This is a genomic window from Nocardioides sp. JS614 (genome assembly GCF_000015265.1).
GTDB lineage: Bacteria > Actinomycetota > Actinomycetes > Propionibacteriales > Nocardioidaceae > Nocardioides.
In genome coordinates, this window is record NC_008699.1 from 3,385,079 (window position 1) to 3,408,392 (window position 23,314).

At 71.9% G+C, this 23,314-nt stretch carries 22 protein-coding genes; 3 read left to right on the forward strand and 19 right to left on the reverse strand.

Annotated elements, in window-relative coordinates:
- Position 1: 1 nt before the first annotated feature.
- The 8 genes from NOCA_RS17620 to rimP form a co-directional block, all read right to left on the reverse strand.
- Positions 2–976: a hypothetical protein gene (locus NOCA_RS17620; protein WP_011756622.1), complete on the reverse strand. Its 975-nt coding sequence runs from the start codon at positions 974–976 to the stop codon at positions 2–4.
- Entirely contained in the window at positions 973–1,905 is a 933-nt protein-coding gene (locus tag NOCA_RS17625; RefSeq protein WP_011756623.1) for a bifunctional riboflavin kinase/FAD synthetase, read from the reverse strand. Before NOCA_RS17625 ends, NOCA_RS17620 begins: the two co-directional genes overlap by 4 nt.
- Positions 1,906–1,925: 20 nt before the next feature.
- On the reverse strand, positions 1,926–2,795 hold the full coding sequence (truB, locus tag NOCA_RS17630) for a tRNA pseudouridine(55) synthase TruB (protein WP_011756624.1): 870 nt from the start codon (positions 2,793–2,795) through the stop codon (positions 1,926–1,928).
- Complete coding sequence (gene rbfA / locus NOCA_RS17635) at positions 2,782–3,270, reverse strand: 30S ribosome-binding factor RbfA (protein WP_011756625.1); 489 nt, start codon at positions 3,268–3,270, stop codon at positions 2,782–2,784. Before rbfA ends, truB begins: the two co-directional genes overlap by 14 nt.
- A 172-nt stretch (positions 3,271–3,442) precedes the next feature.
- On the reverse strand, positions 3,443–6,259 hold the full coding sequence (gene infB / locus NOCA_RS17640; RefSeq protein WP_011756626.1) for a translation initiation factor IF-2: 2,817 nt from the start codon (positions 6,257–6,259) through the stop codon (positions 3,443–3,445).
- A gap of 101 nt (positions 6,260–6,360) precedes the next feature.
- Complete coding sequence (locus NOCA_RS26615; RefSeq protein WP_011756627.1) at positions 6,361–6,726, reverse strand: YlxR family protein; 366 nt, start codon at positions 6,724–6,726, stop codon at positions 6,361–6,363.
- Positions 6,727–6,799: 73 nt separating this feature from the next.
- Positions 6,800–7,783, reverse strand: a complete 984-nt coding sequence (gene nusA / locus NOCA_RS17645; RefSeq protein WP_011756628.1) for a transcription termination factor NusA — start codon at positions 7,781–7,783, stop codon at positions 6,800–6,802.
- A complete protein-coding gene (gene rimP / locus NOCA_RS17650) occupies positions 7,783–8,310 on the reverse strand; it encodes a ribosome maturation factor RimP (protein ID WP_011756629.1) in 528 nt (175 codons plus the stop codon). The genes nusA and rimP overlap by 1 nt, the downstream gene beginning before the upstream one ends.
- Positions 8,311–8,383: 73 nt before the next feature.
- Here rimP and NOCA_RS17655 point away from each other — a divergent pair, with 73 nt between their 5' ends.
- Positions 8,384–8,830 (forward strand): hypothetical protein, encoded by a 447-nt coding sequence (locus tag NOCA_RS17655; RefSeq protein WP_011756630.1) that lies wholly within the window; start codon positions 8,384–8,386, stop codon positions 8,828–8,830.
- The gene (locus NOCA_RS17660) at positions 8,823–9,254 is read left to right on the forward strand and encodes a ferritin-like domain-containing protein (protein WP_011756631.1); all 432 of its coding nucleotides are present in this window, start codon (positions 8,823–8,825) and stop codon (positions 9,252–9,254) included. Before NOCA_RS17655 ends, NOCA_RS17660 begins: the two co-directional genes overlap by 8 nt.
- Before the next feature lie 152 nt (positions 9,255–9,406).
- On the opposite strand, the gene NOCA_RS17665 is transcribed toward NOCA_RS17660, so the two are convergent.
- From NOCA_RS17665 to dxr, 9 genes are all read right to left on the reverse strand, one after another.
- Positions 9,407–10,120: an HAD family hydrolase gene (locus NOCA_RS17665; protein WP_011756632.1), complete on the reverse strand. Its 714-nt coding sequence runs from the start codon at positions 10,118–10,120 to the stop codon at positions 9,407–9,409.
- A complete protein-coding gene (locus NOCA_RS17670; protein WP_011756633.1) occupies positions 10,117–11,886 on the reverse strand; it encodes a proline--tRNA ligase in 1,770 nt (589 codons plus the stop codon). Before NOCA_RS17670 ends, NOCA_RS17665 begins: the two co-directional genes overlap by 4 nt.
- Positions 11,887–12,231: 345 nt before the next feature.
- Positions 12,232–13,077 (reverse strand): GNAT family N-acetyltransferase, encoded by an 846-nt coding sequence (locus NOCA_RS17675; RefSeq protein ID WP_011756634.1) that lies wholly within the window; start codon positions 13,075–13,077, stop codon positions 12,232–12,234.
- A gap of 36 nt (positions 13,078–13,113) precedes the next feature.
- The gene (locus NOCA_RS17680) at positions 13,114–13,623 is read right to left on the reverse strand and encodes a hypothetical protein (protein WP_011756635.1); all 510 of its coding nucleotides are present in this window, start codon (positions 13,621–13,623) and stop codon (positions 13,114–13,116) included.
- Between the two features lie 27 nt (positions 13,624–13,650).
- On the reverse strand, positions 13,651–14,793 hold the full coding sequence (locus tag NOCA_RS17685) for an alkaline phosphatase family protein (protein ID WP_011756636.1): 1,143 nt from the start codon (positions 14,791–14,793) through the stop codon (positions 13,651–13,653).
- Positions 14,790–16,055, reverse strand: coding sequence for an alkaline phosphatase family protein (locus NOCA_RS17690; protein WP_041546640.1), 1,266 nt, complete (start codon positions 16,053–16,055; stop codon positions 14,790–14,792). The genes NOCA_RS17685 and NOCA_RS17690 overlap by 4 nt, the downstream gene beginning before the upstream one ends.
- Positions 16,056–16,119: 64 nt before the next feature.
- Positions 16,120–17,283: a flavodoxin-dependent (E)-4-hydroxy-3-methylbut-2-enyl-diphosphate synthase gene (gene ispG / locus NOCA_RS17695; protein ID WP_011756638.1), complete on the reverse strand. Its 1,164-nt coding sequence runs from the start codon at positions 17,281–17,283 to the stop codon at positions 16,120–16,122.
- 23 nt (positions 17,284–17,306) lie between these two features.
- A complete protein-coding gene (locus tag NOCA_RS17700; RefSeq protein WP_011756639.1) occupies positions 17,307–18,668 on the reverse strand; it encodes a M50 family metallopeptidase in 1,362 nt (453 codons plus the stop codon).
- Between the two features lie 3 nt (positions 18,669–18,671).
- Positions 18,672–19,790 (reverse strand): 1-deoxy-D-xylulose-5-phosphate reductoisomerase, encoded by a 1,119-nt coding sequence (gene dxr, locus NOCA_RS17705; protein ID WP_011756640.1) that lies wholly within the window; start codon positions 19,788–19,790, stop codon positions 18,672–18,674.
- Between the two features lie 113 nt (positions 19,791–19,903).
- On the opposite strand from dxr, the gene gabT reads away from it, so the two are divergent.
- Entirely contained in the window at positions 19,904–21,256 is a 1,353-nt protein-coding gene (gene gabT, locus NOCA_RS17710) for a 4-aminobutyrate--2-oxoglutarate transaminase (protein ID WP_011756641.1), read from the forward strand.
- A 10-nt stretch (positions 21,257–21,266) separates the two neighbouring features.
- Here the strand turns inward: gabT and NOCA_RS17715 are convergent, their stop codons facing one another.
- Positions 21,267–22,259, reverse strand: a complete 993-nt coding sequence (locus NOCA_RS17715) for a hypothetical protein (protein ID WP_011756642.1) — start codon at positions 22,257–22,259, stop codon at positions 21,267–21,269.
- 97 nt (positions 22,260–22,356) lie between these two features.
- A complete protein-coding gene (locus NOCA_RS17720; protein WP_011756643.1) occupies positions 22,357–23,109 on the reverse strand; it encodes an isochorismatase family protein in 753 nt (250 codons plus the stop codon).
- Between the last annotated feature and the right edge of the window lie 205 nt (positions 23,110–23,314).

The following is a 23,314-nucleotide window of genomic DNA, read 5'->3' on the forward strand; positions in this document are numbered from 1 at the left end:
GTCAGGACCGCTCGCGCAGCGCCAGGTAGACCGCGCGCATGCCGACCGCGCGCTCCAGCTCGCGGGTGACCCCGGAGAAGAACTGGGCGCGGTAGGTCTCGTCGGTGACCGTGGAGACCGTCAGGTAGAGCCCGGAGAACGCCGCCAGGAAGACCGACACCTGGACCAGTGCCCGGGACTCGCTGAAGTCGTCCCCGGCCTGCCAGGCCTCGATCACCGGGCCGGTCATGATCAGGCCGCCGAAGACCATCAGGAACGCGAACACCGCCAGCGACAGCAGCAGCACCTGCACGACCTGGACGACCATCAGCACCAGGATCAGGTTCCAGCGTTCGAAGCCGGTGACCTCGGCGTACGCCGCGGGATCGGCGTCCGGGTCCTCGACCAGCTCCCGGCAGGTCTCCTCCAGCGGCGAGCCGGCGCAGGCCCGCAGCAGCAGCGCGTCGTCGACCGCGTCGTCGGCGCGGTCCACCTCCTCGGGCAGGCGCACGAGGAGGAACGCGACCGCGAGGAGCGCGAAGAGCAGGACCACCAGCCACAGCGAGCCGACGCTGAGGTTGCCACCGACCTGCCACATCTCGGTGTTGATGAACAGGAACGTGATCGCGAGCAGCAGCAGGGGCAGCGCGCGGGTCGTCATCGGCAGCAGCCGGCGCAGGCCCCCGAAGGTGCGCTTGAGGCCCCAGGCGACGATCTGGCGGGCGTGCAGCGCGGTCAGGGCGTACCAGACGGCCGCGGCCAGCCCCAGCGACACCAGCGTCGCCGGGGCCGCGCTGAACTGCCCCGAGACCCACGCGAGCGCCGCCCCGGCCGCCGCCGCCAGCAGGGCGACGAGGAGCAGCAGCGGCACGGTCCGGCGCAGCCGGAGCGCGTTGCGCACGTCCGCGCGGCGCTCGGGCACGAAGTAGGACAGCCCGTGCTGGAGGAACCACGCGTCCGCGGCCGCGATCGGCTCCGGGGGCGGGGGGACGGTCACGCCAGCAGCTCTCGGGCGCGGTCGACGTCGTCGTTCATCTGGGCCACGAGCTTGTCGATCGACTCGAAGGCGACCATGCCGCGCAGCCGGTCGACGAAGCTCACCTCGACCTCGACGCCGTAGAGGTCCAGGTCGGTCCGGTCGAGCACGTAGGCCTCGACCCGCCGGTCGCGGACGCCGTCGAAGGTCGGGTTGGTGCCGACGCTGATCGCGGCCGGGAACGTCTCACCGGTGTCCAGCCGGCGCAGCCGGCCGGCGTACACACCGTCGGGTGGCACCGCCGTGAGCTCGTCGGCCGGCACGTTCGCGGTCGGGAACCCGAGGTCGCGGCCGCGCTGGTCGCCACGGACCACGACGCCGCGCACGGCGTACGGCCGGCCGAGCGCCTCCGCCGCGCCCGCGACGTCGCCGGCGGCCAGGCTCATCCGGACGTACGTCGAGGACCAGACCTGCGGGCCACCGTCGAGTGCAATGCCCTCCGCCTCGAATCCGTGCCGCTCCCCCGCCTGGCGCAGGGTCGCGACATCTCCGGCGGCCTTGTTGCCGAACCGGAAGTTCGCGCCGACCACGACCACGGCCGCGTGCAGCGCATCGACGAGCACCCGCTCGACGAACTCCTCCGGTGTCCATGCGGCGACGCCCCGGTCGAACGGCAGCACCAGCACCGCGTCGGCGCCGGCGTCGGCCAGCAGCTCGGCGCGGATCTCCAGCGAGGTCAGCGTCGTGGGCGCGTGCTCGGGCCGCAGCACCGCCATCGGATGTGGCTCGAAGGTGACCGCGACGACGGTCAGCGACCGCTCGGCGGCCGTCTCGCGCGCCCGGTTGACGACGTGCCGGTGGCCGAGGTGGACCCCGTCGAAGTTGCCGATCACCACGGCGGTCGGCCCGAGGCCGGAGGGGACCTCCTCCAGGGAGCGCCAGATCTGCACCGGGGAAGCCTACCGAGCGCTCACACGAAGACCGCGACGGCCTTGGCCGCGCCGCCGCGCGGCTCGTAGAGCGCGAGGAACTCCCCGTCCGGGGCGAACACGGCGGTCAGGCCCGGGAGGTCGAGGTCCAGCGCCCGCCCGAAGCGGACGTCGGTGGCCTGGGCGTCATCGAGGTCGCGGCTCGCGAACGCCGCCCGCGCAGCCGCCGCGACCGGCAGCACCACGAGCTCCTCGCCGAGTTCGTCCAGGGTGTGCGCCACGTCCAGCCCGTAGGGGCCGACGGCGGTACGACGCAGCGCCGTCAGGTGGCCGCCCACGCCGAGGCGGGCGCCGAGGTCGCGGGCGATCGCGCGCACGTAGGTGCCGCTCGAGCAGCGCACCGCGACGTCGAGGTCGCAGGTGTCGCCGGCCGGTCGGACCTCGTGGACCACCAGTTCGTGGACCGTGACCGGGCGGGCCTCCAGCGCGACCTCCTCGCCCGCCCGGACCCGCTGGTAGGCGCGCTTGCCGTCGACCTTGATCGCCGACACCGCGGTCGGCACCTGCAGCAGGTCGCCCACGAACTCGGCGGCCGCCGCTCGGACGGTCGCCTCGTCCAGGCCCGCGGCCGACGCGGTCGCGGTCACCTCGCCCTCGGCGTCGTCGGTGCTCGTGGCGACACCGAGCCGGATGGTGGCGTCGTACGCCTTCTCGGTCAGCATCAGGTGCCCGAGCAGCCGGGTCGCCCGGTTGATCCCGAGCACGAGGACCCCGGTGGCCATCGGGTCGAGGGTGCCCGCGTGCCCGACCTTGCGGGTGCCGGTCAGGCGCCGCACCCGCGAGACGACGTCGTGCGAGGTCAGGCCGCCGGGCTTGTCGACGACGACCAGCCCGGCCTCACTCGTCGTCATCGACCCCGTCGAACTCGCCGGGTTCGCCGGAGTCGTCGGGCTCGTCGGCGTCGGCCGGACGCGGCTTCTTGTAGGGGTCGGCCTCGCCGGCGTACGCCGTGCCGCGCCCGGCTGCCAGCGCCTCGTCCTGCGCCTTCGCGCGGGCCAGCACCTCGTCGAGCTGGCGGGCGCTCTCAGGCAGCGCGTCGTGCACGAACTCCAGGGTCGGCGCGTGCCGCATCCCGAGCTGCTTGGCGACCTCGGAGCGCAGCAGGCCCTTGGCCGACTCCAGCGCGACCGCGCTGGCCGTACGGGCCGCCTCGTCGTCCTCTCCGAGGACCGTGTAGAAGATCGTGGCCTGCTGGCTGTCCCCCGAGACCCGGACGTCGGTGACGGTCACGAACCCGAGCCGCGGGTCCTTGATCCGTCGCTCCAGCATCTCCGCGACGACCACCTGGATCCGGTCGGCGATCTTGCGGATGCGTGGGTTGCTCATGTTCCTACCTTCACATAACGAACGGACAACACTCCCCGACGCCGCTTGGACGCCGGGGAGCGAAGCGAGCCGGCCCGCCGAACCGCGAGCGCAGCGAGCCTGGTTCGGCGGAACAAAGGGCAGCCCGGCGAAGCCGGACCGCGCCCTTGTTCCGCCGCAGGCGGAAGGGCCGTCAGGCCCTGGGGATCTCCCGCATCTCGAAGGCCTCGACGATGTCGCCTTCCTTGATGTCCTGGAAGTTGCGCAGCACGAGACCGCACTCGAAGCCCTCGCGGACCTCGGATGCATCGTCCTTCTCCCGCTTGAGCGAGGCCAGGTCGAGGTTGTCGGCGACGACGGCACCATCGCGGATCACGCGCACCTTGGCGTTGCGCCGGATCACGCCGCTGATGACCATGCAGCCCGCGATGTTGCCGACCTTGGACGAGCGGAAGATCGCGCGGATCTCCGCCTGGCCGAGGGTCGACTCCTCGAACTCCGGCTTGAGCATGCCCTTGAGCGCGGCCTCGATCTCCTCGATCGCCTGGTAGATCACCGTGTAGTAGCGGATCTCCACGCCCTCGCGGTCGGCGAGCTCGGTGGCCTTGCCCTGCGGGCGGACGTTGAAGCCGATGATGATCGCGTCGGACGCGGCCGCCAGGTCGACGTTGGTCTCGGTGATCGCACCGACACCGCGGTCGATGACCCGCAGGCTGACGTCGTCGCCGACGTCGATCTTCGCCAGCGCGTCCTCGAGCGCCTCGACCGAGCCGGACACGTCGCCCTTGAGGATGAGGTTGAGCTCCTGGCTCTCGCCCTTCTCCATGGAGGCCATGAAGTCCTCGAGGGTACGGCGCACGCGCCGCTTGGCCTGCATGGCGGCCCGCTCGCGGGCCTCACGCTTCTCGGCGATCTGGCGAGCCATCCGGTCGTCCTCGACCACGATGAAGTTCTGGCCGGCGCCGGGGACGGTGGACAGACCCAGCACCATGGCCGGACGCGACGGGGTCGCCTCGGTCAGCTCGTTGCCGTACTCGTCGAGCATCGCCCGGACGCGGCCGTGGGCCGGGCCCGCGACGATCGAGTCGCCGACGTGGAGCGTGCCGCGCTGGACCAGGATCGTGGCGACCGGGCCGCGACCGCGGTCCAGGTGCGCCTCGATGACCAGGCCCTGCGCATCCCGGTTGGGGTTGGCGCGCAGGTCGAGCGACGCGTCGGCGGTCAGCACGACGGCCTCGAGCAGCTTGTCGAGGTTGAGCTCGGACTTGGCCGACACGTCGACGAACATCGTGTCGCCGCCGTACTCCTCGGGCACCAGGCCGTACTCGGTCAGCTGGCCGCGGACCTTGGTCGGGTCCGCCTCCGGCTTGTCGATCTTGTTGACCGCGACCACGATCGGGACCCCGGCTGCCTTGGCGTGGTTGAGCGCCTCGACGGTCTGCGGCATCACGCCGTCGTCCGCCGCGACCACGAGGACCGCGATGTCCGAGGACTGCGAGCCGCGGGCACGCATGGCGGTGAACGCCTCGTGACCCGGGGTGTCGATGAAGGTGATCTTGCGGTCCTCACCGTCGACGTCGGTGTGCACCTGGTAGGCACCGATGTGCTGGGTGATGCCACCGGCCTCGCCCGAGGCGACGTTCGCGTGCCGCAGGGCGTCGAGGAGCTTGGTCTTTCCGTGGTCGACGTGACCCATCACGGTCACGACCGGCGGCCGCGCCTCGAAGTGCCCCTCGTCGTCCTCGTCGTCGGCGAACTCGATGTCGAAGGACTCGAGCAGCTCGCGGTCCTCGTCCTCGGGGGAGACGACCTCGACGACGTAGTTGAGCTCCTCGCCGAGCAGCTCGAGGGTCTCGTCGTTGACGGACTCGGTGGCCGTGACCATCTCGCCGAGGCTGAACAGCATCTGCACCAGCTGGGCCGGCTCGACGTTGATCCGCTCGGCGAAGTCGGTCAGGGAGGCGCCACGCGGCAGGCGCACGGTCTCACCGTTGCCCTTGCGGACGCGGATGCCGCCGATGGTCGGGGCCTCCATGGCCTCGAACTCCTGGCGACGCGCCCGCTTGGACTTGCGGCCGCGGCGCGAGGGGCCACCGGGGCGACCGAACGCACCCTGCGTCTGGCCGCGCTGGCCGGGACGGCCGCCGCCGGGGCGACCGCCACCGCTCGGCCCGAAGCCGCCACCGGGAGCGCCACCGCGGCCGGGGGCGCCGGTGCCGACGCCGCCGCGACCCGGAGCACCACCGCGGCCGGGGGCACCGCCCCGGCCGGGGGCGCCGGGACGAGCGGGGCCACGGCCACCGGGACCCGCGCCGAACGCGGACGGGGACTTCGGCATCATCGCCGGGTTGGGACGCGGCATGCCCGGGCGACCGGGGACGCCGCCCTCACGTGCGGCCGGCGGGCGCGGCGGACGGTTGTCGCCGGCGCCGGGAGCAGCGGGAGCGCCCGGGGCGGGCCGGCGACCCATGCCCTGGCTGGACGCGAACGGGTTGTTGCCGGGGCGCGGGGCACCTGGCCGGCCGACCGGGCGGGGCGCCGGCGCCTTCGGGGCAGCGGGCGCCGCGGAGGCAGCCGGTGCCTCCGGGGCCTCGGGGGCCTCGGGCTCGGCGGGCGGGGCCGGCTGCTCGGCCACGGGGGCCGGCTTCGGGCCGGGCTTGGGGGCCGCGGCCTTGGCGGCCGGTGCCTCCGCCTCGGCGGCGGCAGGCGCCTCGGCGGCGGCCGGCTCGGCGGCCGGCTCGGCTGCAAGCGCCTCGGGCTCCGCCGTGGCGGCAGCCTTCTTCGCCGGCGCCTTCTTGGCGGCCGGCTTCTCGGCCGGCGCCGCGGGAGCCGCGGACGCCTCGGCCTTCAGCTTCTCGCCGTACTCCTTGCGGAACCGCATCTCGGCGGGGAGCTCGACGGTGGAGCTCGCGGACTTGACGAACTCCCCCATCTCCTTGAACTTCTCGAGAACGAACTTGCTCTCGACTCCGAACTCCTTGGCGAGCTCGTGAACTCGGGTCTTAGCCACGCTTCTCCTTCTGGCCTGAGACCCGGGTCCAGTTCTGTGCTGGGGGGTGATTCAGACCGTTAGTGGTTGTGCAAACTCATCGCGAAGTACTCATCGAGTGCTCATGAGCTGCTGCTCCAGTCTCTGTCGGTCGATCGGGGGTGTGGTGCCGTGCCGTCTGCCGAGCCGAGGTACTCCCCCACCGGTGCACTGGAGAGCCCGGTCGTGACCCGGAGGGCCCGGCCGAACGCCTTCCGGCGCACCGCGAGGTCGTAACACTCCATGGTGGGGTGCAGGTGCGCTCCCCGCCCGGGTGCGGTGGCTGCCGGATCGGGTACGACGGCCGGGTGGCCGTGCGCATCCGAGCCGACGGTCACGCGGACCAGCTCGTTCTTCGCGGCCCGCTTCCGGCACCCGACACACGTCCGGACCGGGCCTGGCAGGCTGGAGGGTTCGGGGCATGCAGAAGGGATGTGTTCACGCGCCACTGGCGACAACCCTACCGCGATCGGGCCACCCTTATCGAACCGGGGACCCGTGGTGCCGCGATCCCGCCGCTCCTCAGGCGTCGCTGCCGGCTTCGGCCTCGTCGCTCCTGATATCGATGCGCCAGCCGGTGAGGCGGGCGGCCAGGCGGGCGTTCTGGCCCTCCTTGCCGATCGCGAGGGAGAGCTGGAAGTCCGGCACCACGACGCGCGCGGACTTCGCGGCCGCGTCGACGATCTCGACGGACGTGACCCGCGCCGGTGAGAGCGCGTGCGCGACCATCTCGGCGGGGTCCTCGGACCAGTCGACGATGTCGATCTTCTCGCCGTGCAGCTCGGACATCACCGCACGCACGCGCGAGCCCATCGGGCCGATGCAGGCGCCCTTGGCGTTCACCCCGGGCACGGTCGAGCGGACCGCGAGCTTGGTGCGGTGCCCGGCCTCGCGGGCGATCGCGGCGATCTCGACCGTGCCGTCGGCGATCTCGGGCACCTCCAGCGCGAACAGCTTCTTGACGAGGTTCGGGTGCGAGCGCGACAGCGTGATCTGCGGCCCGCGCATGCCCTTGCGGACCGACACGACCAGGCACTTGATCCGGGTGCCGTGGTCGTAGCGCTCCCCCGGCACCCGCTCGCCGACCGGCAGCAGCGCCTCGAGCTTGCCGAGGTCGACCATCACGTCGTCGGGGTTGCGGCCCTGCTGGATGATCCCCGAGATGATGTCGCCCTCCTTGCCGGAGAACTCACCGAACCGGACGTCGTCCTCGGCGTCGCGCAGCCGCTGGAGCATGATCTGCTTCGCCGTCGTCGCCGCGATCCGGCCGAACCCGGCCGGGGTGTCGTCGTACTCGCCGACGGCATTGCCCTCCTCGTCGACCTCCGAGGCGAGCACGGTCACGTGGCCGCTCTTGCGGTCCAGCACGACGCGCGCCTGCTCGTGCGCACCCGGCGACTTGTGGTACGCCGTGAGCAGGGCCTGCTCGATCGCCTCGACGAGCACGTCGAAGGAGATCTCCTTCTCCCGCTCGAGCATCCGCAGGATGCTCATGTCGATGTCCATCAGGCCTCCCCCGCCTCGTCGTCTCCGCCGTCGTCTCCGTCATCGCCCGGCCCGTCCGTGGGCCGGTTGAACTCGACCTGCACCAGCGCCTTCTTCACCTCGGCGTAGGCGACCTGCTGGCGCGTGCCGCCGACGTCGAGCGTGACCTGCTCCTCGTTGCTGTCGAGGATCCGTCCGGTGGCCGCCCGACCGTCGGCGAAGGCGACCTTCACCAGGCGGCCGGCGTTGCGCCGCCAGTGCCGGGGCAGGGTCAGCGGCCGGTCGACACCCCGCGAGGTGACCTCGAGCGTGTAGGGCTGCTCGCCCATCACCTCGGAGCCGTCGAGCACCCGGTTGACCTCGCGAGTCGCCTCGGCGACCTCGTCCAGCGTGACCCCGCCGTCCTTGTCGACGGCGACGCGCAGGATCCGCCGCTTGCCGGCGGGGGTGATCTCGACGGCCTCGATGTCGAGGCCCAGGGCACGCAGGGGGTCGTCGAGCTCGGCCTCGATCTGGCCCCGGGTGGCGTCCTGGTTGGCACTGCTCACGAGTGGGCGACCTCCTTGTGCTGTTGTTGATCGTCAACGATAGCGGCTGGCCGGTCTCGGTAGGGTCTTCGCCGTGCCCGCCGGTCCTCGTCTCGCCCGCCGCACGACGCTCGCCCTGTCCGTCGGTGCGGCCGTCGGCTCGGTGGTCGTCGCGGGCTGCGACGACGACTCCGGCGTGCCCGAGGGCGTCGGGCCCACCGCGACCCCCGATCCCGACCCCGACGTCGCGCTCGTGGAGCGGGTGCTCGACGAGCTCTCCGCGGCGCTGCGGCACGCGTCCTCGGCCGGCGCGGCGGGTCTGGTCGCGCTGCACCGGGCGCACATCGACGCGCTGGACGGGACGCCGGTCGGGTCGACGCCCGGCCGACCGGTCCCGGCCGGCGACCTGCGGCGCCGCGAGCGCCGGCTCCAGGGGCACCTGGTGGAGGCGGCCGTGGCCGCCGAGAGCGGTGCCCTGGCCGGGCTGCTGGCCTCGATGAGCGCCGCCGTCGCGCAGCGGCTGGCGGGCGAGGATGGCTGAGCTCGACGCGCTGCAGATCGCGCTGGCCGCCGAGCATGCAGCCGTCTACGTGTACGGCGCGCTCGGCGGCCGCACCTCACGGTCCGCGACCCCCGAGCTGTTCGCGTCGGTCGTCCGGGCGTACGACGCGCACCGGGCCCGGCGTGACCGGCTCACCGCCACGATCCTCGACGAGGGGGCCGAGCCGGTCGCCGCGGAGCCGGCGTACGAGCTGCCCCGCCTTGACACGCCCGCCCAGGTGGACCGGGCGGCGCTCGCCGTGGAGCGCGCCTGCGCGGCGACCTACGCCTACCTGGTGGAGCACACCGTGGGCGAGCAGCGGCGCAGCGCGGTCGGGGCGCTGAACGAAGCAGCGGTCCGCGAACTCGTCTTCCGGGGAACTCCCGAGATGTTCCCCGGAAGAGACGAGTACGCGGACCGCTGAGGCCTGGACGTGGCCGTTCGAGCGGATCCCGCCGGGATGTGGGGGGACTGGCGGGAGGACCGCTCTTGCAAAAGCATGCAACACGGCCGCCGGAAGCGCGACCGGACCCCAACCTCACGTTTTCGCATTGCACAAACCTGCAGAACCGCAGGTCAGAGCCACCCTGTGACGAGGTCTCCGATCTCGGCCAACCGGTGCGCGACCCCGTCCGGGACCCCCTCGGTGTGCCCGACCTGGTGGGGCGGGATCGCGCTGAGCGGGATGTGCACCGCCCGCATCCCTGCGTTCTGGGCGCCCCAGACGTCCTCGAACAGCCGGTCCCCGACGTACACGCAGCGGGCGGGATCGCTGACCCCGATCGCGTCCATCGCCGCACGGAAGGCCAGCGGCGAGGGCTTGGTCCACGCGATCTCGCTGGTGTAGACGTCGCCGTCGAGCAGCCGGTCGACGCCGTCGCGGCGGAACCACCTCTCGTGCCAGTCCCGCGGCCAGATCGTGTTCGAGAGCACGCCGACCTTCAGCCCGAGCTCGTGGAGCCGCTCGAAGAGCGGGCCGGCTTCGGGGTCGGTGAGCGTGTGCGGCTCCCAGAACTCGTAGTAGGCGGTGAGCAGCTCGGGGTCGTGCTCGAGCCCGGCCTCGGTGAACAGGTCCGCGACCGTCGCGCTCCGGTGCTCGTCGCGAGACCGGCCCCAGACCGCATCGCCGGCGGCGTGCAGACGCTCGCGGGAGACCTCGACGTCGTGGTCGGCGTTCACCACGGCCTGGGCGAGCGCCAGCGACTCCGCGTGGAAGTCGATGTCGTGCCAGGCCGTGAGCGTGCCGCCCCAGTCGAAGACGACCGCGTCGAGCGAGCCGGGGGCGTTCATGCCCTCACGATGGCGATCACCCGGTCGACCAGGTGGTCGGCCGGCACGTCCTGCCGCTGGCCGGTACGTCGGTCCTTGACCTCGATCGTGCCCGCGGCGAGGCCCTTGCCGACCACGACGATCGTCGGGACACCGATCAGCTCGGCGTCCTTGAACTTCACCCCCGGGCTGACCTTGGGCCGGTCGTCGTAGAGCACCTCGACACCCTGCTTGTCGAGCTCGTGCGCGATCCGCTCGGCCGCCGCGAAGACGTGCTCGTCCTTGCCGGTGGCGACGATGTGGACGTCGGCGGGCGCGACCTCCCGCGGCCAGGCCAGGCCCAGCTCGTCGTGGGTGCCCTCGGCGATGGCGGCCACGGCGCGCGAGGGCCCGATGCCGTAGGAGCCCATGGTCACCGTGACGAGCTTGCCCTGCTCGTCGAGGACCTTGAGGTCGAGGGCGTCGGCGTACTTGCGGCCGAGCTGGAAGATGTGGCCCATCTCGATGCCGCGGGCGGTCTCGAGGGTGCCGCCGTCGCCGCGCGGGCAGGGGTCGCCGTCGCGGACCTCGGCCACCTCGATCAGGCCGTCGCCGGAGAAGTCGCGGCCGGCCACCAGGTCGATGACATGGCTGCCGGCGGCGTCGGCTCCGGTCACCCAGCGGGTGCCCTCGACGACCCGTGGGTCGAGCAGGTAGCGCACGCCGGCCGGCTTCTTCTCCCCCAGCGCCCCGGGGCCGATGTAGCCCTTGGCCAGGGTCGGGCGGGCCGCGAAGTCCGCCTCGCCGAACGGCTCGAAGACGACGCCCTCGCCGAGGTGGGCCTCGAGCCGCTTGGCGTCGACCTCGCGGTCGCCGGGCAGGCCGACGGCCAGCGCCTCGGTGGCGCCGTCGGGGTGGTGGACCGAGAACACCACGTTCTTCAGGGTGTCCGACGCCGCCCAGGGGCGGTCCTCGCGGGGGAACCGCTCGTTGAGGTGGGCCACGAGCGTCTCGATCGTGGGCGTGTCGGGAGTCTGCTCGGCGTGGGCGGCGGGCGCGTCGTCGTACGGCACGGGCGGGATCGGCGGCGAGTGCACGGCCTCGACGTTCGCGGCGTAGTCGCACAACGTGCAGCGCACGTAGGTGTCCTCTCCGACGCTCGCCTTGGCGAGGAACTCCTCGGACTTCGACCCGCCCATCGCGCCGGACATCGCCTCGACGATGACGTACTCGAACCCGAGGCGGTCGAAGATCCGCACGTAGGCGTCGCGGTGCTTCTGGTAGCTCACGTCGAGGCCGGCGTCGTCGACGTCGAACGAGTAGGAGTCCTTCATCACGAACTCGCGCCCGCGCAGCAGCCCGGCGCGGGGTCGCGCCTCGTCGCGGTACTTCGTCTGGATCTGGTAGATCGAGAGCGGCAGGTCCTTGTAGGAGGAGTAGAGGTCCTTCACGACGAGCGTGAACATCTCCTCGTGGGTCGGGCCGAGGAGGTAGTCGGCGCCCTTGCGGTCCTGGAGCCGGAAGATGCCGTCGCCGTACTCCGTCCACCGGTTGGTCGCCTCGTAGGGCTCGCGCGGCAGCAGCGCCGGGAACAGCATCTCCTGGGCGCCGATCGCGTCCATCTCCTCGCGGATGACGTTCTCGATCTTGCGGAGCACCCTCAGGCCCAGCGGCAGCCAGGTGTAGATGCCGGGGGCGGCGCGGCGGATGTAGCCGGCGCGGACGAGCAGCCGGTGCGACGGCACCTCGGCGTCCGCGGGGTCCTCTCGCAGGGTCCGCACGAACAGGCTCGACATCCGCATGATCATCTCGGGGCCCCCGCGGAGGCGCGAGCGCAGCGAGCGGCTTCGTGGGGTGAGATCATGCGGAGAAGGCTACTTGTTCGGGACTGCAACCTTCGCCCGGGTTATGGCGTCTGGCGGGTATGAGGTCCTTCCTGCTCGCAGGTGCGGCGCTGCCCCTGGCCGCCTGTGCGTCGGACCGGTGACGGTTTCCCCGGTTCACCGGGGAAACCGGAACTGTTCGGCCGAAGTTTCGGGCCAGATGTTCCAACTTCCCCGGTTACCCGGGGAAACCGCCCGACGCCTGTCGCCCGCGGGGCCACTCGACCTGGCGCGTGCTTCCTCGTCCTCGCGAGCTCGGGCGAGGCGCGCTCAGAACATGACCGTGGCGAACCGGGCGGTCTCGCGGAAGCCGACCCGCTCGTAGGCCGCGCGCGCGGGAGCGTTCCACTCGTTGACGTAGAGCGACACGGATGGGGCGATCTCGCGGCGGACCAGGTCGACCACCGCGGCCATGCCAGCGGTCGCGAGTCCCTCGCCGCGCCGGTCCGGCGGGACGAAGACGCCCTGGACCTGGGCGGCGTAGGGCGTCGCGCAGGCGACCTCGGCCTTGAACACCAGCCGGCCTCCGTCGAACCGGGCGAAGGACCAACCCCGGTTGACCAGCTGGAGGACGCGGGCGCGGTACAGCTCAGCACCGCCGCCGTCCTCCGGCGAGATCCCGACCTCCTCGGTGTACATCGCGACGCAGGCCGGGTAGAGCTCGGCCAGGTCGGCCCGGACGGTACGGCGTACGAGCGGGTCCGGCTCGACCAACGGGGCCGCGGCGATCTCCAGGTGCGGCTGCTCCCAGCGGGTCTCCCGGGGCCGGCCCCAGGTCGGGGCGACGCCGTTCCAGAACTCCCGGACCGCCGCCTGCGGCCCGACGATGGTCGAGACGCTGCGGTTGCGGGTCAGCGCCCGCTCCGCGAACGCAGCGGCGTCGTCGGGGGTCGCCTCGACCGGGACCAGGTTCGCGCCGACGTGGCAGGCGGCGGCGAGCTCGCCGTCGTCGAAGCGGCCCCACATCTCGCCGCCCAGCCAACGCGGCTCGAGGTTCGTGGTCGTGGCGCGGTAGTCGACGAAGGCGTTCACGACCGGGCTCCTGCGCGCGAGCGCGAGGAACGCGTCGAGGTCGGCCGGCCCGAGCGGACGGACGCCGTGGCGGGTCGTGAGCACGGCCGAAGCCTACGTCGTGATCGGGCCGGCGACCCGTCAGATCCCGTCGATGACGGCGCGACGTCGCTCGTCCCGCTCGGCCTGGGTGATCAGCCCCTCCTCGAGGAGCCGGTCCAGCTCGCGCAGCCGCTCGCCCGCCGGCGGCACGGCCGGCGTCGGCGGCTGGGTGGGAGGTTGCGCGCCAGGCCGGGCGGGAGGCTGGCGCAGGTTGGCCGCGAGGTACGTCGCCTCGAAGCCGTCGTCGGTGAGCACGGTCATGATCGTGGCATCGTCCTCGTTCATGCCGGCCTCACGCGCCATCTTGCGGGCGGTGGAGATCTTCCAGGCCAGCACGAGCCCGCTGACCACCAGGCCGATCACGAACAGCGCGACCATCGCGCCCCCGATGCCGTCGCCGCCGGAGCCGAGCCCGCCGTCCTCGTAGCTGCGGTGCCAGCTGCCGTTGACGTAGGTGCAGGTCGGCAGCTCACCCTCGGCGTTCGTCCGGAAGCACCACGCCGGCGGGTTGCCGGGGTCGAGCACCGTGAGCAACGCGGTCCGCAGCATGGGCGACACCCTAGGACAGTCCGGGGACTACTGCTCCCAGCCGGAGTTGTAGACGTCGAGGCCGAACGTGTCGACGCCGGGGTCCCGGGCGTAGCCGAGCTTGGGCAGCCCGAAGATCTCCTCGATCGAGCCGAGCAGGGAGTAGTGGTTGTACGGCGTGGTGCTCCAGGTGCCCGGTTCGACGTACCTGGAGAGCACGAGCGCGCCGATCTTCCCCCCGCCGGGCCCGAAGATGCCGGGCATCGGGCTGTTCGCGGAGGTCGCGGGCCCGCAGCAGGCGGTGGCGTCGGTCTGCGGCCCGTCGGACTCGTCGGCGGTGATCACCAGCACGCCGTTCCTGCGGAACGCCGGGGACTGCAGGATCCGCGGCACCCACTTCCTCATCCACGCGTTGACGCTGCGCAGCCCGCCGGGCCGGCCGTCGGCACACGGCGCGTCGTGGCCGTCGTTGCACAGGTCGGGGGTGATGTAGACGAGGTTCGGCGTGGTGCGGAGGCGTGCCAGGTCGTCGGTGAGCCGACCGAGCCGCACCACGTGCGCCTTGCAGTACGCCGGATGGTCGGTGATCGAGCGGAAGTAGACGAACGGGTTGTGCCGCGCGGCGTAGTTGTGCTCCGCCGTCGCCCGCTGGGTCGGGTCCGGGGCGTCCCGCTCGGGGTGCTGGCAGGGCCGTTCCATGTCGTCCATGTAGCCGCGCCAGGTCAGCCCCTGGTCCGTGAGCTGGCCCGGCAGCGTCGGGACGTCGGCGGGGAACACGCACCCGGACCCGACCGCCTGGTCCGGCTCGACCGTGGTCACCCGGACGAACGTCGAGTAGGTCTGGCAGTCCGCCTGCATGTCGGGGTTCGGCCCCTGCCCCGAGATCTGCGCGACGTAGTTGGGCTGGGAGTTGTGCGCGGTGCCGTAGTACTTGTCGAGCAGGACGCCCTTGCGGCGCAGCGTCGTGGCGAGGTACGGCGCTGCGGACCCGGCGCCCCAGGTCCGGTCGTAGCCCTTGTTCTCGATGTTGATCACGAAGACGTGCCGGATCGGCGGGACGTAGGCAGCCGTGGCCGGCGTCCGCGTCGGTGCCCCGGTCGGGGCCCGGTCCGGCAGCGCGGCGCCCGCGGGCGGCAGCGCCAGCCCGAGGGCGAGCAGCCCGACGGGGACCAGCCATCGCCTCGCGCTCATCGGGGAAGCCTCCAGCCGAGGTCGCGCGCCAAGTGCTTAAGGGCCGCCCAGTCCGCGGACTTGGTCTCGTCGGGCGCGCAGCCCACCGGCGCGATGTCCGGGACGTCGTACGTCGAGGACGCGGTGTCCGGACCGCCGGCGAGGTCGAGCGCCTCAGCCATGTTGCGCGCGTAGCGGTCGCGCGGGGTCAGCGGCCGCAGCCCCCACCGCCACTCGATCATCCGGAGCACCGACGTGTGGTCGTAGACGTGGTGGGAGACGTGGCCGCGCCGGGCCAGCGGGGAGATCATCAGCGCCGGCACCCGGAACCCGCGCAGCGCCGTCTTCCTCGACACGTCCGGCGCGCGCCGCGGCCGGACGTGGTCGAAGAACCCGCCCCACTCGTCGTAGTTGATGACCAGCACCGTGCGCTCCCAGCCCGGGCCGGTGCGCACCGCGTCGTAGACCTGGTTGAGGAAGCTCTGGCCCGCGCGGATGTCGGCGAGCGGGTGGTCGTCGTTCGAGGTGCCGCCCTCCTCGTTGAGGAACCGCGGGTCGACGAAGGAGACCGCCGGCAGCGTGCCGGCGGCCGCGTCGAGCAGGAACGTCGCGAAGTGCTGGGAGATGTCGAGGTGCTTCTCGTACCAGAGCGCGGTGAAGGGGATGTCGCTGTAGTAGTAGGTGCCGCGGAGGCCCTTCTCGGCCAGCCGGTCCCAGATCGTCGGCAGCGTGGACCGGTCGGTGTTGTTGTGCAGCCGGTCGGTCTGCGCGGCGTGCTGGTAGAAGCGGTTGGGGTAGGTCTCGGCCATCACGGCCGAGAAGTAGCGGTCGAATACCGTCCAGTCCCGGGCCGCCCGCGCGTAGAACGAGAGGTCCTCGTCGGTGTAGTAGCCGATGGCGAGCAGGTCGTTGTTGCCCGACTTGAGGAAGCCGTCCAGCAACCCGTTGTTGAGCTGGATCCGGCCGCCTTCCCACGAGTGGTCGGGGTCCTCGAACCCGCAGCCGTCGTACGCCGTCAGCCGGTGCGTCGCGTGCCGCACGCCCTTGCGGTCCACGTAGCTGAGGCCGGCCTGCTTGCCGTCGGCGCCCGGGAGCCAGCCGAGGTAGTGGTCGAACGAGCGGTTCTCCATCATCACCACGACCACGTGCTCGATGCCGGACGCGTCCGGAGCCGGGAGCGGTGGCGGCGCGGCCGCGGCGGGCAGCAGCCGGGAGACGCCGGTGGCCGTCGCGAGGCCGGAGAGCGATGCCGCACCGATGAGCTGCCTGCGGGAGATCCTCACAGCCGCAGTGTGCGGTGCGACGGGCCTCCGCGTCACCACCCGAGCGGCGGTGTTCTCCGGCCGTTCAGCTGACGGTGACCGAGGCGCCGGCGCCGTCCACCGACTCCATGCCCTCCGCGATCCGCATGGCCTCCTCGATCAGGGTCTCCACGATCTTCGACTCCGGCACGGTCTTGATGACCTCGCCCCTGACGAAGATCTGGCCCTTCCCGTTGCCGGAGGCGACGCCGAGGTCGGCCTCGCGGGCCTCCCCCGGTCCGTTGACGACGCAGCCCATGACGGCCACCCGCAACGGCACCTCGAGCCCCTCGAGGCCGGCAGTCACCTGCTCGGCCAGCGTGTAGACGTCGACCTGGGCGCGACCGCAGGACGGGCAGGACACGATCTCGAGCTTGCGGGGCCGGAGGTTGAGCGACTGGAGGATCTGGATGCCGACCTTGACCTCCTCGACCGGCGGCGCGGACAGCGAGACCCGGATCGTGTCGCCGATGCCCTGCGAGAGAAGGGCGCCGAAGGCCGTGGCCGACTTGATCGTGCCCTGGAACGCCGGCCCCGCCTCGGTGACGCCGAGGTGGAGCGGCCAGTCCCCGCGCTCGGCGAGCATCTCGTAGGCGCGCACCATCACGACGGGGTCGTTGTGCTTGACCGAGATCTTGAAGTCGTGGAAGTCGTGCTCCTCGAACAGGCTGGCCTCCCACACCGCGGACTCGACCAGCGCCTCGGGCGTGGCCTTGCCGTACTTCTCGAGCAGCCGCTTGTCCAGGGAGCCGGCGTTGACGCCGATCCGGATGGAGGTGCCGCGGTCCTTGGCCGCGCGGGCGATCTCCTTGACCTGGTCGTCGAACTTGCGGATGTTGCCGGGGTTGACGCGGACCGCCGCGCAGCCGGCGTCGATCGCGGCGAACACGTACTTCGGCTGGAAGTGGATGTCGGCGATCACCGGGATCTGCGACTTCTGCGCGATCGCCGGCAGCGCGTCGGCGTCGTCCTGGCTGGGGCACGCCACCCGGACGATGTCGCACCCGGTCGCGGTGAGCTCGGCGATCTGCTGCAGGGTGCTGTTGACGTCCGAGGTCTGCGTGGTCGTCATCGACTGGACCGAGACCGGGTAGTCGCTGCCGACGCCGACCTTGCCGACCCGGATCTGGCGGGTCTTGCGGCGCGGCGCGAGCACCGGCGGGGGCGCTTCGGGCAGGCCGAGGCTGACGGCGGACGCGGGGGTGCTCATGGCTTCGATGTTAGGACCGGAACCTAGGAAACGAGGTGCAGGGGTACGACGAGGTCCCCGACGATCAGCACCACGCCCATGACGAGCAGCACCGCGGCGACGCCGTACGCGATCGGGAGCAGCTTGGCCACGTCGACGTAGCCGGGGTCGGGCCGGCCGCGGAGCCGGGCGAACCCACGACGGACGGCCTCCCAGAGCGCGCCCGCGATGTGGCCCCCGTCGAGCGGCAGCAGCGGGATGAAGTTGAACATCCCGATGAAGAAGTTGAACCCCGCGATCAGCGAGAGCAGGTAGACGGCCTTCTCGGCCACCGGGAAGTCCTGGTGGGACACGGTCTCGCCGGCGATCCGGCCGCCGCCGACGATGCTCACCGGGCTGTCGATGGAGCGTTCCTCCACACCCACGATCGCCTTCGCCACGCCCCACACCTTGACCGGGAGCGTGCCGAGCGCCTTGACCGTGACCACGGTCATCTCACCCATCTGGTCGAGGGTGTAGATCGGGCCGCCCGTGGTGGTCACCTCGTGGGTGGTCGGGGTGACGCCGAGGAAGCCGACCTGGTGCAGGGTCTCGTCGGTCGCGGAGGTCGGGCGCGCCTCGACGGTGGTGCTCGTGGTGCCGGTCATCGACTGGCCGTCGCGCTCGTAGCCGATGACCGCCTTGCCGTCGTCGTTTCCGCGGATCGCGCTGCGCAGCTGGTCCCAGCCGGTGATCGCCGTGCCGTTGAAGGTGGTGACCACGTCGCCGGGCCGCAGGCCCGCCTCGGCCGCCGGGCTGAGCGGGTCGGAGTCGGTGCATTCGCGCCCGCTCTCGGCGTACGGGATCACACACTGCGAGACCTCGTCGATCACCGGGGCGCCGGCGTCGGGCTCGGCCGTGCGCACGCCGTAGAGACCGAAGATGCCCCAGAAGATCGTGAACGCGATCAGCAGGTTGACCGTCGGCCCGCCCGCCATCACGACGACCTTCTTCCACCACGGCATCTTGTAGAAGAGGCGTTCGCTGTCCTCGGGCCGGATCGTCTCCCACTCCGCCGCGCGGGCGTCGGAGATGAGCTGGGTGAACATGCCGGTGTTGGACTTGCGCACCCGCACGACCTGGTTGCCGTCCGCGTCGACCGTGACCTCGTCGGCGATCTCCTCCGCGCCGGGCGGGAGCATGCCGACGATCTTCACGTAGCCGCCCAGCGGGATCGCCTTGACGCCCCACTCGGTCTCGCCGACCCGCTTGCTCCACACGGTCGGGCCGAAGCCGATGAAGTACTGCGTGACCTTCCCGCCGAACCGCTTCGCCGGGATCATGTGGCCGAGCTCGTGGAGGCCGATCGAGACCAGGATGGCGACCACGAAGATCACCACGCCCAGGAGGTAGAAGAGCGGTTCCACTGGTCAGTCCTCGATCTGGTCGGGCCGGAGGCGGGTGCGGGTGGCCTCGCGGGCCCAGGCGTCGGCGGCGAGGATGTCCTCGATCGTCACCTCCGAGGGTACGTCGTGCCGGCTGAGAACGGCCTGAACCGTGGGCACGATCTCGGTGAACGCCAGCGCGCCCGTGCGGAAGGCGTCGACGGCGACCTCGTTGGCGGCGTTGTAGACCGCCGGGGCGGTCCCGCCGCGCTGCCCCGCCTCGCGGGCCAGCGCCACGGCCGGGAACGCCGCGTCGTCGAGCGGGAAGAACTCCCAGGTCTCCGGCCGGCTCCAGTCGACCGGGGGCGCGGCGTCCGGCACCCGGTCCGGCCAGGACAGGCCGAGCGCGATCGGGATCAGCATGGTCGGCGGGCTGGCCTGCACCAGCGTCGAGCCGTCGACGAACTCGACCATCGAGTGCACGACGCTGGTCGGGTGCACCACGACCTCGATCCGGTCGAAGGGGATGCCGAACAGCAGGTGCGCCTCGATCACCTCCAACCCCTTGTTGACCAGGGTCGCCGAGTTGATGGTGATCACCGGGCCCATGTCCCAGGTCGGGTGCGCCATGGCCTGCGCGGGCGTCACGTCGGCCAGCTCCTCGCGGGTGCGGCCGCGGAACGGGCCGCCGCTCGCGGTCAGCACCAGCCGGCGTACCTCGTCGGCACGGCCGCCACGCAGGCACTGGGCGATCGCGCTGTGCTCGGAGTCGACCGGCACGATCTGGCCCGGCTTCGCACGCTCGAGCACCAGGGGGCCACCCATGATCAGCGACTCCTTGTTGGCCAACGCGAGCGTGTGCCCGGCGTCGAGGGCGGCCAGGGTCGGGCGCAGCCCGACCGCGCCGGTGATGCCGTTGAGGACGACGTCGCACGGCCGGGTGGCCGCCTCGACCGAGGCCTCCTCGCCCAGCCCGGAGAAGAGGTCGGGGTACGCCGGGGCGAACTCGGCCACCTGGCGCTCGAACAGCTCGGGGCTCGAGCCGCCGGCGGTCAACGCCACGACCCGGAACCGGTCCGGGTTGGCCCGCACGAGATCGAGCGCCTGGGTGCCGATCGACCCGGTGCTGCCGAGGATCGCGACGTCTCTGACCGGCCTGCTCACGCGTCCAGTCTCCCGCAGCGGGGACCGCGCGACGGAATCCGGGGCACCAGCCTTCGAAATCGTCGCCCTGACCCCCTCCCCGAGACGGATCCCGTCGGACTAGCCTCCTTCCTATGACCGAATCTGCTGTTGCCGCCGTAGGCGGCCCGACCCTCCCCCAGGAGCGCCGGGTCGTCACCGACATCCCCGGCCCCCGCTCGCTCGAACGCCTCGAGCGCAAGCGCGCCCACGTCGCCGACGGGGTGGGGACGATGCTCCCGGTGTTCGTCGAGGCGGCGGGCGGCGGCGTGCTCGTCGACGTCGACGGCAACTCGCTGATCGACCTCGGCTCGGGCATCGCGGTCACGACCGTCGGCAACGCCGCCCCGGCGGTGGCGCGCAACGTGCACGCCCAGGTCGACGCGTTCACGCACACCTGCTTCATGATCACGCCGTACGACGGCTACGTGGACGTCTGCGCCGCGCTGGCCGAGCTCACGCCCGGTGATCACGCGAAGAAGAGCGCGCTGTTCAACTCCGGGGCCGAGGCCGTCGAGAACGCGGTGAAGATCGCGCGCGTGGCGACCGGCAGGGACGCGGTCGTCGTCTTCGACCACGCCTACCACGGGCGGACCAACCTCACGATGGCGATGACGGCCAAGAACATGCCCTACAAGAACGGGTTCGGCCCGTTCGCCGGCGAGGTCTACCGGGCGCCGATGTCCTACCCGCTGCGCGACGGCCTGACCGGCGAGCAGGCCGCGGCCCGCGCGATCGACGTGATCGACAAGCAGGTAGGTGCCGCGAACCTGGCCTGCATCGTGATCGAGCCGATCCAGGGCGAGGGTGGCTTCGTGGTGCCGGCGCCCGGCTTCCTGCCCGCGCTCGCGCACTGGGCGCAGGCCAACGGCGTGGTCTTCGTCGCCGACGAGATCCAGTCCGGCTTCTGCCGCACCGGCGACTGGTTCGCCTGCGACCACGAGGGCGTCGTGCCGGACCTGGTCACCACCGCGAAGGGCATCGCCGGCGGGCTCCCGCTGGCCGCGGTCACCGGCCGCGCGGAGCTGATGGACGCGGTGCACGTCGGCGGTCTCGGCGGCACGTACGGCGGCAACCCGATCGCCTGCGCCGCCGCGCTCGGCTCGATCGAGGAGATGCGCGCGGGCCGGCTCGACGCCCGCGCCCGCGAGATCGGCGACCGCATGCGGGCGCGGCTCGAGGCCCTCGCGGCCGAGCACGCGGTGATCGCGGAGGTGCGCGGGCGGGGCGCGATGATGGCGATCGAGCTGTGCAAGCCCGGCACCACCGAGCCCGACCCGGTGCGCACCGCCGCGGTCTCGGCGTACTGCCACCAGCACGGCGTCGTCACCCTCACCTGCGGCACGTGGGGCAACGTGTTCCGGTTCCTGCCGCCGCTCTCGATCAGCGACGCGCTGCTCGACGAGGGCTTCGACGTGGTCGGGGAGGCGTTCGCCGCCACCGCGTGATGCCCGAGCATCACGGACCGGCACGCGGCTGACCGAGGGTGGCGTAGAGGTCCTCGAGGGTCGGCCACAACGAGTCGGCGCGGTCCCACGGGACGGCGTCGGTCGCGTAGTACCACCAGAAGTACCCGCCGACGAACCTCGGGCCGACCGCGTCCGCCAACCGGTCGTGCATCCCGATGTAGCGACGGGCGATCCGCTCCTTCTCCGCCGAGGTCGGGTCGCGGGGCAGTCCGTCGGCACGTCCTTGGGCGCCGAGCTCCCCGATCCCGACCTGGGCGTCGGGGAAGATCTCGCCCAGCGAGCGCAGCGTCGAGGCGAACTGCCCGGCGCTGGGGTGTGCTCGTGGTGAGCACGCCGTCTCGTAGAAGCTGAGCAGCACCAGGTCCACGCCGTGCCGCACCCTTCGCGGCAGCTGACGCGCGAACGGCAGCGTCGCCTCCCAGTCGTGGGCGTAGCAGTCCCGGCTGGGCCAGTAGTTGAGCGTGACGACCGAGCGCAGCCCCAGGTCGGCGTACTCGCCCTTGACCACGTCGTAGGCCGCCGCGACCTTGGCGTTGATCGACCGCGGCCGGCCCAGCCACTCGCCGTTCAGCTCGTTGCCGATCTCGTAGAGGTCCAGGCGGCTCCCGAAGCGGTGGACGAAGGCACGCGTCCGGTTCCGGTACTCGCGCACCGTGGTCCGGCGCACCGCGGTGGAGTCGAGGATCTCCCCCATCAGGTAGGAGTCGTCGTGCAGGCGACGCACGGCGCGCGTGTAGTGCGCCGGGCCGGCGCCGCGCTGGAACACGATCCGGGCAACGGGCCGACGACTGTGCCGGGCCAGTGCCTGCTCGATCTCGTCGAGGTGGCGCACCGACTCCAGCGTCACGCCCCGCAAGGGCACCACGGGCGACACCACCGGCGCCGGCGGGGTGCGGTCCTGGGGCCCGCTCGACGCGGGGCCGGTGCGGCCGCCGAGAGCGAGACCGGCCAGGACGAGCGCGACGAGGAGCCTCGGGATCACGACAGCATCCTGCCCGCCCGACCTCTCGACCCGCGTCAACTAGGGCTCGCGGAGTCGGTCCGGCACGCCGCCGCGCCGAATCAGCCTCCGCCGAGGCTCAGGCGAACGGGTCGGCCACCACCTTGTTGCCGTAGTTGTTCCAGAAGTTCTGCAGCACGTAGCCGTACTCGGACAAGTTCTGGTTGAACGGCTCGAGCATGGCGTTCGCCCACGGCTTCTTCCAGTCCGCCTGGAGCTCGCAGGCGAGCGCGAAGGTGGAGACGGGCTGCGCGCCGGCCTGCACCATCCGGGCGATCGCGGCGTCGGCCTCGTAGCGGTTCCAGGCGCCTGCGGCGTCGATCACCGGGTAGACCACATACCCGTCGTTCTGCAGCGAGAGGGTCGGGAACAGGGTGCAGGTGCCGATCGTGACCCCGGCCAGGATGACGTGGTCGCGGCCGGTCTCCTCGACGATCTTGTCGAAGGCGGCCCGGAAGGTCGGGTCCTCGTAGGCGTTGATGATGCCGGTCCGACGGATGATGGGGGTCTCGGGGAAGAGCTCCTTGATCTCCGGCAGCACGTCGCCGTTCTGCCAGTGCGCATTCGACGACGTGATCAGGGTGGGCAGCTCGAGGGCCTTCGCGACCCTCGCGAGGCCGACGATGTTGCTCTTGAGCTCCGCGGCGCTCGAGGTGTCGCGGGTGCTCGCGAGCAGGCCGATCTGGTGGTCGATCAGCAGCACCACGGAGTTCTCGACCGTCGGCTTGTCGTGTCCGAAGCGACCCGCGGCGCGGGCATCGGCAAGCGAGACCTTGTCAGGCAAGGCCTCGTCGGTGATCGCAGAGATGACGTCAGCAGGACGATCGGTCATGATCGCTCACTCTCGAAGAAGGTCCCATCGCTCCAGACACTCCGTTCCCGCCATCCACGCCGGTTGAGCGAGAGCAGGCGGCGACAGCGAACGGCTGGCCGTGGGACCGGGCTCGGCCGGGCTGCTGCGCCATCGATCGAGCATAGGGCGGCCGCTGGACCGGTGTCACCAGCCCACCGTCACCGCGCACCGGTGAGGCCCTCCG

What these genes read in the sequence shown, in the direction of transcription:
- NOCA_RS17665 (WP_011756632.1), bottom strand. Translation starts at nt 10,120, where the DNA reads ATGAACGCCCCCGGCTCGCTCGACGCGGTCGTCTTCGACTGGGGCGGC.
- NOCA_RS17670 (WP_011756633.1), bottom strand. Translation starts at nt 11,886, where the DNA reads ATGATCATGCGGATGTCGAGCCTGTTCGTGCGGACCCTGCGAGAGGAC.
- nusA (WP_011756628.1), bottom strand. Translation starts at nt 7,783, where the DNA reads ATGGACATCGACATGAGCATCCTGCGGATGCTCGAGCGGGAGAAGGAG.
- NOCA_RS17680 (WP_011756635.1), bottom strand. Translation starts at nt 13,623, where the DNA reads ATGCTGCGGACCGCGTTGCTCACGGTGCTCGACCCCGGCAACCCGCCG.
- NOCA_RS17685 (WP_011756636.1), bottom strand. Translation starts at nt 14,793, where the DNA reads ATGAGCGCGAGGCGATGGCTGGTCCCCGTCGGGCTGCTCGCCCTCGGG.
- NOCA_RS17660 (WP_011756631.1), top strand. Translation starts at nt 8,823, where the DNA reads ATGGCTGAGCTCGACGCGCTGCAGATCGCGCTGGCCGCCGAGCATGCA.
- truB (WP_011756624.1), bottom strand. Translation starts at nt 2,795, where the DNA reads ATGACGACGAGTGAGGCCGGGCTGGTCGTCGTCGACAAGCCCGGCGGC.
- gabT (WP_011756641.1), top strand. Translation starts at nt 19,904, where the DNA reads ATGACCGAATCTGCTGTTGCCGCCGTAGGCGGCCCGACCCTCCCCCAG.
- ispG (WP_011756638.1), bottom strand. Translation starts at nt 17,283, where the DNA reads ATGAGCACCCCCGCGTCCGCCGTCAGCCTCGGCCTGCCCGAAGCGCCC.
- rbfA (WP_011756625.1), bottom strand. Translation starts at nt 3,270, where the DNA reads ATGAGCAACCCACGCATCCGCAAGATCGCCGACCGGATCCAGGTGGTC.
- NOCA_RS17720 (WP_011756643.1), bottom strand. Translation starts at nt 23,109, where the DNA reads ATGACCGATCGTCCTGCTGACGTCATCTCTGCGATCACCGACGAGGCC.